Raw genomic sequence first — 10,007 nt, forward strand, 5'->3', positions numbered from 1 at the left:
GCTTCTTCCTCTCTCGTAAGCAGATCAAAAAGGAATGTAGCGAATCCTGACTTCTGCAGAACTCCGGCAACATAATTATTTCGAGGGCTTTGCCTGCTGCTGCCGCTACCATGGGCAAACAACACAATTCCTTTCGCGTTATCGGGAATAGAAAGCCTCCCTAAAAGCACAACACTATCGATAGGAACTTCCAGTTCATTTTCTACCATAGTCAATCTCCTCATATACTGTTAGAGCTTTATTAATCTAAAATCTATCATGCGGCATTTTTCTCTTCAGATATATTTTTATGAGCTAACTCCAAAAGCTTAATTACTTCGGCATCTGTAGTTTGAATAAAGTTTTCATACCACATCCCTATTGCAGAGAGCGGGTACGGCGTGTAAGCACAAATCATCTCATCGACCTGGTCTTTGAACTTCTCACAAATAGAAGCATCTGCAACCGGCGTTGCGACAATTAGCTTTTCGGGGTTTTGCTTTCGAACAGCTCTGACCGCTACCATCATTGTTGCACCGGTAGCCAAACCATCATCAACAAGAATTACTTTCTTTCCACTTATGGAATATGCCGGACGGTTCTTGCGGTAAAGAGCTTCACGCCGGTCGAGCTCTTTCTGCTCGGACCTGGCTACGGATAGAATCTCTTGTTTCGGTATCCCAAGTTCATTAACTATTGATTTATTGAGGACAATAAACCCTTTACCAGCAATTGCACCCATAGCAAGTTCAGGCTGCCCTGGCGTTCCCAGCTTACGTACAATAAAAACATCCAGAGGTGCATTAAGCTCTTTCGCTACTTCAAAAGCTACAGGGATCCCCCCTCGTGGCAATCCCAGGATCAAAAGGTTCGGATCATTTGCAAATTTCTTCAGCCTCGCTGCCAATATCTTCCCGGCAGACGATCTATCCTTATAAAGCCTTCCCATAATTATCCTCTTTTCCGATTCAAACAAATAATAATTCTAGTGTGCTAAGGATTTACTCCCATATTGTCATGAGCGAGTATAATATAAAAAGCATTTAAATCAAGTCTTTTCGAATACATATTTTGGCGCTTAAATAAGCCCAAATAACTTTGTTGAGTTTTCAATGAGCATAAATTTGGCTATAAATGCAAATTATTTCAAGCAAAAACAAGAAGAATATTAGACTTGGCTTGTAAACTTTTGACTAAGAAAAATGAAGTAAATATAGTCAGCATCTGCATAGTTTAGATTTGAAAAAGTTATCCGGAATAGGTTCAGCCTTCAAACAACTCCTGATAAACAAAACAAGAGCAATACCTCAACTTGCATAATTTAAAAACCCGTAGTAAGTATTCTCAAAGAGAAAAAAATTCCATAAACTAATGATAATCATACAAGGAGGTTACTCATGAAAATATACGAACTCACTAATAGTCCATCGATGCCCCCGATTGATCTGCCAACACCTTCTAAGAAAAAGAACGCGTCATTTTCCATGGGTTGTTTCTGGGATTCTGATGCAAGGTTCGGGATCAAGGCTGGAATAATCAGCACTCGAGTAGGTTACACCGGGGGTACGAGTCTAAACCCGGCCTACCATGACATAGGAGATCATATTGAAAGTGTTCTCCTGGTTTATGATCCGGAAATTGTTACTTACCAGGAATTATTAACAACATTCTGGAAAGGTCACAACCCTACAATTCCACAAGAACGACAGTATTCCTCTGCAATTTATTTCCACGATGAAGACCAAAGACAGCTAGCTTTTGAAACAAAAAAACGATTGCAAGATGATACCTTTCAAGGACAAATTCATACTGAGCTTATTACGGCAGGACAATTTTTTACCGCGGAGTCTCATCATCAGAAATACTATTTGAAGAGATATCCTGATATCATGCTTGATTTTAGTATCATGTATCCTTCAGACAAAGATTTCATTAATTCTACTGCGGCTGCCCGCATTAATAGCTATATTGGAGGATTTGGCAGCTATCGAACATTGCAATATGAGATCGACAGTTTTGGACTATCACCTACAGCGATGCAAAAACTCATAGAAATTGTAAGAGATTGGGAGACACAAAAAGCAGCGTAACCAGAACCGCTTTATGCTGCTCTTCGTTCAGCATTGTTAGCTTTTTCATTAAAAAACGAAATAGCATCGAGAACAGGCATACCGACAATTTCGAGATCATTAATATTTGCGGAACCGAGACCCATACGTTCTGCTTCTTTGATATAAGCAACTTCATCAAACCCAAGCAGTCTAGCACCTACGCAGTCGGCCGCAATGCAGTCCCTGCTTGCGATGACGAGTTCCGATTCAAAGGTGGTACCGCCAACAGGACCAATCCCTATCATGGCAGGATGCCCAACGATAATTCCCAGATGAATAGGAAATTTCTGGCACATCCCGACAATAAATCCCGGTAGATCTTTAAAAAAATTATGAGGATGTGTTTGCCCGGTCCTCGGATGTCCGTAGTAATCTGCGCCAGGATAGGACATTGCGATATTTTTCATAGTCAGGCTGACACCAGCGGTGCTATGGACTTTATGCTGAGCTAAAGAAATGACGGTATCATAATGAAATATTTCCGGATTTACCATTATTTCCTTTTGCGGGCCATATTCCAGATTCACTGATTCAAATGGAGGTTTGTTATGGTCAAAAAAAGCAATGCCTTCATCCTGGATTACCTTATTTATACCTAAATAGTTAAATATTTCGAACGTATCACCTGCGCCTGCTCCTCCAGAAATAGTAATCTTTTTGGGATTATAATGTTTTATGTATCTAATGACGGCCTTTACTGTATCAGCTTGAGTGCAGGCAGTCAGATCATCTCTGGTTGCCCACGTATCATTCGGCTTAATTGCTACGTGTTTGTCATCAAATAATTCTGATAGATTCAAAAGGAGATTTAATGAATTAAAAATTGCCCGTTCTATATCCTGGTTATGAGTGATTGCAACTCTGCTTCTCATAAGCCGCCCCCTTTACTATTTAAATAAAGACACACCCGGTTATATTGACGTGAGGATAGTAACTCCGGCAAAGAGGCAAGTCAACTATCTATTTCCCTATACGATTGAGGGCTAATCGGATTCCTCTGGCAAGATCTGAAACAGCACCGGTCCCATAAATGCTGCCCAGGTATTGGATTATTTAACGAATTTCTTTAACTTTATCGAGAGCTTCACGAATTCCTGGAACCAAGTATTATCAAACAAGGGTAAGAGCTTAAGTGGCAGAAATTTTTAGAAATAGATCCGGAGGCCTGAACTTATGCTGTTTTCACAGTGGTTTATGGGTAATTAATCCACATGGAAGTATTACATAAACAAAAAACATGTTAATATACTAACTTAAGAATCTAAAAAACTCAAAGAAATAGGGAGACAACCGTAATGGGAAAACGAAAGAGAAGATTAATGCTTGTTGTGATGGTAGTTTTTTTGACATGCAGCGTATTACAGGTGGAGGCATTTGCCAGGGCAGGATTCGGCAGGTCATCAGGATACCGAAGTTCTCGTAGCTATTCTAGTCCTGCAAGGTCTTATTCTTCTCCTTATTCTCGCCCCGCTCGTCCAAATAACACACCCTACCAACAATCAAATCGTGGAGGAATCATGGGTGGGTTACTTGGTGGTTTGGCTGGGGGCGTTCTCGGAGGTATGCTTTTTCGCGGCCTTGGTTTTGGGGGCGCTGGTGGAGGCGGATTATTACAGATAATTATTTTTGCTGGTATAGCTTATTTGGGGTATAAAATGTTTATCAAAAGAAAAAATGAAGGTGGTTTTGCAAATAGCGGAAACATGTTTAATCCTACTATTGTTCCGCCACAGACTTATCAGAACGATGACCCACAGGTGATCGAAGCTGGAAATGAATTGGCAGTAAGTATGGTCGATATTAGGAAAATGGATGCTTCATTTGATGAGGCACGTTTTTCCGATCAGGTAATGGATATGTTTTTTAAAATCCAGGGATCCTGGATGAACCGTGACCTGACTCCGGTAAAAGTATTATTAACCGATGAAATGTACCGCTTTTTACAGGAAGATGTTGATACACTTCTACGCGAAAAAAAAGTTAATCACCTTGAAAATATCGCAGTGAGAAAAGTTGAGATTGAAAACGCGTGGCAGGAAATGGGGCAAGATAACATTACTGCATTGATATACGCCAATCTATTAGATTATACAACTGATGAAACTACCGGGGCTGTTATCGCAGGAAGCAAATCAGATCCTATAAAATTTGAAGAATACTGGTCTTTTATAAGACCTGTTGGTAATAACCCCTGGCGTTTAACAGGGATTGATCAGAAGTAGTTATATTTTTCCATATATTGCTGGAGAAATCATCTGTTCTCTACAGGCTTATTTCTCCAGCTGATTCCCTTCCAGAAACTCTGGAGTGCAGTTAACATTAGATTTCTGGTCTACCTATGATTTTATTGAGCAACGGACTTTGATAGCTGAGATATTTAATATAAATTCGTCGCGCACTTGATATATGTTATTAGTTTTGTTACACTTACGTTAAATTATCAGCTATCCCAATGCGGATTCAAATATACTTTATTTTTCATGGTTTAAAATAATTAATCCTGACTGGAGATATATCATGTCCAAATCCAAAAAATACAGCCTTTGTAGTTTTGGCTTAGCAATGCTGCTGTGCAACTATCTCGCGATAGCAGAAGAGACCCGACCATCCCCTGATATTAAAAACATGTCTTTAACCGAAGTAATCGCCAATGTGATAAAAAAGAACCCTCAAATTAAAGAAACAATTACAAAATGGAATGTGAAACAAAAAGAAATCAATGCAGCATGGGGTGATTTTGAACCGCAATTCATTGGAAAATATCACCGGGACAAATTAGACCGGGAAGCTTCAATCTCTGAAATACAATTACAAAGCGGCAGGAGACAATATGGAGAAGAGAACGAACAGTACAACTTCGGAATAGAGGGCAAAGTTATTAGTGGCGGTAATTACTGGGTCGGTAACACCTCCTCCAGACAGTTCACTAGCGTATATAAAAAAATACTATATGATTCATTCCTAGGTATAAGCTACCAACAACCCCTGTTAAAAGGGGCCTGGATGAGTTCCCCCCTGGCATCTATTCAAATTGCACAGAAAGAAGAAAGTATAGCTTACCAGATATACAGACAACAGCTTATGGAAACAATTTCCCAAACGGAATCCATATATTGGGAACTGGCATATGCCCAAGAAAAATATAAAATAACCCAAGAATCAACAAATATTGCCAGAAATCTGGTAGAAGACAGCACACAGAGAGTCCTGACCGGGAAAATGTCAGAACTGGACTTAATGGAAGCCCAGGCCGGCCTGGAATTAAGGCTATCTCAACAAGCCGAAAGTTACCAGGAACTTATGGATACCATGCATAGATTAAAATTATTATTTTCCGACAATACTATTAGCGAAAACATCCAGATTGTAGCCAAAGACCCCATAATAACGCCTGATACCCTAAATGAAGATGTTAATAAAATGCGTGAAGAATCGCTATCCCTGGCAATGAAAATGCAGCCGGATCTTCTGTCCAGGAAACACGAGCTGGAAAAAGATAAAATAGTTGTTGGATACCGAACAGATCAAAGGTTACCTGAACTTAACATAAAAACCAGTTACGGATTACGTGGGCACGGAGAAAATCTAGATCAAAGCCTAAGACAAATACAGGACAAAACCTATCCGGGCTGGACTATGGACGTAGAAATGAAATTACCTTTATTTTCGGGTATTAAAGAACAGAATGACCTAGATGCCGCTTATTTGAAAAAAAATCTATCAGAAGAAAGAATAAAAGCAACAGAATACGAATTAACCCAGACAATTGAAAATATAACCCTAAAAATCAGCAGTTTACAGAAAAGGATTAAAAGCACTAAAATTATTGTTGATTTCCAAAAAAAGCTACTTGAGGTAGAAATTGCCAGAATGCAAGAAGGTAAAAGTAATATCAGAAAAGTATATGAAATAGAAAAAGAACGAGATGAAGCCAATAGAAAAGCCCTTGAAACTATTGTTCGTTATCGTGAGGCAATTATGCAACTGGTTTATATCCGGGGTTCCCTGTTAATAGATAAAGGGCTCGCAAGCGAATAACCCTTTATCCAATAGTTTCAATACTGTTGCCCGTTTGATTAGAAAAATTTAACTATTTAATATATCTATTAAACTATCCAGTTTTTTATCTTCTTTATAGATGAGTTCTTGCGCCATTACCTTAAGTTTTTGGATATTGTTCACAGAGGCGTCGTCCATGCTCTCACTCGCATCAGATAAGTTCACCTGAAAGGAATAGAAGTTTTCAGGCAGAATCTTCTTCAGTTGATAATCAACTGTCTCGTTAATTCCGTCGGATACAACATCCATAATTAGTCTTGCCCAGCCAAGCTTACCGTATGACTTTATTTTATCGTAGAACAAAGTATGATGCATTATACCAGTACCCAACGATACTAGTGTAATATCCATATCATTTTCAGGAAATCTCTTCAGAGCCTCGACATATGCACACATAGCCGGGTTATTTGCATAGAGCCCTCCATCTAATAAAGTATAATGGCCGAGAGTACTAGCTGTTTTAATATACGCCGGCGAAAAATAGGTGGGAGCTGCAGAGGTGGAACGAGCAACGTCCTTCATGAAAAAATCATATTCTATATCTTTCTTAGCTTTCTTACTGTCGAAAAAAAATGGCTTGCGAGTCTCTGTTTCGTAGCTGGTAATAAACACATCGGTTATAGACTTGCTCAAATATGTATCCTGAAAATACTTATTAAGCACTTTTTCTATACCGGCACATCCGTACTTAGTGCATATCCAGCCTCTTAATTCGTTAAATAATGATCCGGGGAATATACTCTCCCCTTCATTTTCATATAGGTTAACCAAATCCTTAGCCGAAAACTCCGGTTCGGGCTTGCCGGGATGGGGCTTCGTGATCCCCAGTGCTAGTATGCCTCCAGTAGAAGTCCCTGCAATGAGATCAAATAGTTTTGCGGCTCTATTTTTTGCTCTTTTTTCAATCTCACATAACACGATTGCTGGAATTATTCCCCGAATGCCCCCGCCGGCGATAGAAAGAACTTTGAATTTGGGTTTACCTGCCATTCGTTTTTTCCTATCAAACAAATAACAATATTCTGTTATGCAGGTTTATAATAGTGAGGAATGTTATCATAAAACGAATAGAAATCAATGAAATAATTTATCCAGTTAGATCAATAGGCGTAAAAAAAAAGAGAAAAAAAAAGGTTCAGCTATTTTGTAGCTCGCGTTCAGATAACCATCAATTTTGTTTATTATTCCTCATCCTCTTTATTCTGCGAGTTGGTAGAAGTACTTCCAGTAGAGGCATCCAGTACATAAGGAACTGTTTCAGGATTGGTGATTTTGTCCTGATTAAGAATCAAGGCTATCTGGTTACCGTCAATCTCAGTTATCTGGAACATCTCCCGTTTAGCATATTTTTCGGTCTCTTGAACAGATTTACGGATTATTAAATTAACAGCGCTAACAACTTTAATTCTTTCATATTTTTCAGTTTTTTTCTCTTTAGATTCCTTATTATCCTGATGTAATATCTCATTTTGGACTAACTCAGTTGTAGAATTATTGAGCTCGTTTAAGAAATCAAACGTAATAACTTGTGATAGACCAAAACTTGATAACACTATTGATGTCGTGCCAGTGCCGGACTGGTTACCAGTTGGATTTACAACGAAATTATTTGGGATAATTATTAAAACAACCTTGTCATTTGTATGTGATACAGCTGATGCCACGGTTACTGTAATTGATACCTCTTCCTGCACTGCAGGTCTTTCCAGGCTGTTAGCTTTGTCTTTTTCTGAAGGGACGGAATCTGGCAAGGCAGGATCAGCCTCAGTTGATGCCGGAGCCGAAATCTCAGTAACAACTAAAACAATAGTAGTAACAGTTGGATTACTAGTATTAACCATCATAATAACAACTGGAGCATTAGATTTTGTTTCGTCCGCATTCTTAGTATTAATCGAAATAACAACAGTGTTATTATCTATTTTAGCTATTAGAACACCAGGCTTAACTGTCTCTATTATCTTTCCATTCTCCAGGAAATTAATAACTTTAGTATAGTTGGTCAAAATGACCCCGCCATTACCGCTGCTACCATAAAAAAGATCCTTACCTAGACCACCCTGGATCAGATCAATTAGTTCATTTCCATATATTTCATCATCACCTGCTGTTATTAATACTGTGTCTATTATTTCTATTTTTTTCATAATAAATGAAATCTGCCTAGATATCTCGTATAATCGAGCATTGTCGCCAATTAGTATTTCTCGCTGTTGGCCTGGATCCAATATGACATAAGGTCCGTTACCACTATACAATCTATCCCCCGCTACTCCACCGATTAGAATATCATTGCCTTCGTTACCGAATATAATATCTGCTCCACCCAATGCGGAAGGTGATGTTCCTTCATTAAGTATCTCTGTTTGGATAAAGTCCAAAGTGAATATATTTCCGTCCATCATATAAGAAATTAATCCATTATCCCCAAGGATTATGTCATCGCCTGCGCCACCCCTGATTTCGTCAGCTTCGATTCCACCGAGAAGAATATCGCTACCTTCATTTCCTTCGATATTATCAGTGTTCCCGGTTGTTTCAACAACATCAGTAGTCCTGAGCTGTACCGCTACCCCATCAATAAAATAAACTTCGCCGTTATCACCTGTTACCAAGTCATCCCCTTCGCTACCTCTAAGCCTATCTCTTCCGGCTCCACCGATAATCTTGTCATTGCCGTAATTACCATCAATTGTATCTGACCCACCTAAAGCCAACTCTTTACTAAAGAATATATCAATAGTCTTCAAGTCATAATCATATTGATAAAAATCTGCTATCCCGCAATCACCCAGTATATAATCATTTCCGTCATTACCCAAAATAGTATCATTACCAACTCCACCCAAAATTACGTCATCATCTTCATTACCTTCAATTGTGTCATCTCCACCAGTAGCCTCAACCGTATCTGTTGTCTCTATCTTTTTAAGGCGTAATGGAGTCAAACTGTAAACATTAGAAATACGACCATTATCACCGGCTATAAAATCGCTGTCGTTACCTACCAAACGCTGGTCTTTAAAACCATTGCCTCCATAAATCCTGTCAGACCCTGCGCCACCGAGTAATATATCATGCCCTTCATTACCGTTAAGGATATCATTTCCACCAAGGGCATATTTTTCCAGACCCGCAATCACAATCTCAGTCTCGATAAGATCAATCGATTTCAAATCGTTATCCACATTATAATCGATTAGTCCGTTATCCCCCAGGATGATATCGCTGCCAGTGTTACCATAGATCGTGTCTCCGGCTATGCCTCCCAGGATTATGTCATCCCCTTCGTTGCCTTCGATCGTATCGACTCCGCCGGTTACTTCCAGGATATCAGTTGTCTTAATTAACGAGATTAGTCCACCGATATAATCTACTTCGCCATTGTCGCCAAGCAGGATATCGGTTCCGGTATTACCATTAAGCATATCTCCGGCTGTGCCTCCAAGGATGATGTCGTCTCCGGCATTACCTTCGATATTGTCTATTCCGCCTAAAGCATGCTCGCTACTGGAAATTACATCTAACGTACTCAGGTCATTGTCGCCCTGGTTATAATTCGCTACTCCGCAATCGCCAAAAATAACATCGTTACCGTCATTACCTTTAATCTGGTCAGCTCCAACTCCGCCGTAAATCAGATCCTTATCTTCATTTCCTTCGATGGTATCTGCTCCACCGGTTGTGGCTAGCGTATCGCTTGTCTCGATCCTGCGTATCCTTACCGGATCTAGACTTGTTATATCCGTCACCTTGCCGTTATCTCCAAGGATAATGTCTTTGTCAGTACCAATTACTGCTGCGCTGGCACTGCTGTTTCCGCCATATAGCTGGTCAGCTCCGGCTCCGCCAAGGATC

The 10,007-nt window shown here is 39.6% G+C and carries 8 protein-coding genes; 3 read left to right on the top strand and 5 right to left on the bottom strand.

Annotated features, from left to right (window positions below; genetic code table 11):
• Together DKM50_00725 and DKM50_00730 are read right to left on the bottom strand one after the other, a co-directional pair.
• The coding region (locus tag DKM50_00725) for an alpha/beta hydrolase (GenBank protein PZM83974.1) at window positions 1-209 on the bottom strand (209 nt) is incomplete at its 3' end.
• Window positions 210-256: 47 nt separating this feature from the next.
• Window positions 257-928: a phosphoribosyltransferase gene (locus DKM50_00730; protein ID PZM83975.1), complete on the bottom strand. Its 672-nt coding sequence runs from the start codon at window positions 926-928 to the stop codon at window positions 257-259.
• A 448-nt stretch (window positions 929-1,376) separates the two neighbouring features.
• Between DKM50_00730 and msrA the strand changes: the two genes are divergently transcribed.
• Window positions 1,377-2,069 (top strand): peptide-methionine (S)-S-oxide reductase, encoded by a 693-nt coding sequence (gene msrA, locus DKM50_00735; protein PZM83976.1) that lies wholly within the window; start codon window positions 1,377-1,379, stop codon window positions 2,067-2,069.
• Window positions 2,070-2,080: 11 nt separating this feature from the next.
• Here msrA and DKM50_00740 read toward each other — a convergent pair whose 3' ends face one another.
• Complete coding sequence (locus tag DKM50_00740; GenBank protein PZM83977.1) at window positions 2,081-2,962, bottom strand: hypothetical protein; 882 nt, start codon at window positions 2,960-2,962, stop codon at window positions 2,081-2,083.
• A gap of 423 nt (window positions 2,963-3,385) precedes the next feature.
• On the opposite strand from DKM50_00740, the gene DKM50_00745 reads away from it, so the two are divergent.
• Both DKM50_00745 and DKM50_00750 read left to right on the top strand, forming a co-directional pair.
• Entirely contained in the window at window positions 3,386-4,312 is a 927-nt protein-coding gene (locus DKM50_00745) for a Tim44 domain-containing protein (protein ID PZM83978.1), read from the top strand.
• Between the two features lie 295 nt (window positions 4,313-4,607).
• Complete coding sequence (locus DKM50_00750) at window positions 4,608-6,128, top strand: hypothetical protein (GenBank protein PZM83979.1); 1,521 nt, start codon at window positions 4,608-4,610, stop codon at window positions 6,126-6,128.
• 48 nt (window positions 6,129-6,176) lie between these two features.
• Here the strand turns inward: DKM50_00750 and DKM50_00755 are convergent, their stop codons facing one another.
• Complete coding sequence (locus DKM50_00755; protein ID PZM83980.1) at window positions 6,177-7,139, bottom strand: patatin; 963 nt, start codon at window positions 7,137-7,139, stop codon at window positions 6,177-6,179.
• 191 nt (window positions 7,140-7,330) lie between these two features.
• Window positions 7,331-10,007 (bottom strand): hypothetical protein (locus DKM50_00760; GenBank protein ID PZM83981.1); only part of this gene is annotated, 2,677 nt, incomplete at its 5' end.

Source organism: Candidatus Margulisiibacteriota bacterium, assembly GCA_003242895.1.
GTDB lineage: Bacteria > Margulisbacteria > Riflemargulisbacteria > GWF2-39-127 > GWF2-39-127 > GWF2-39-127.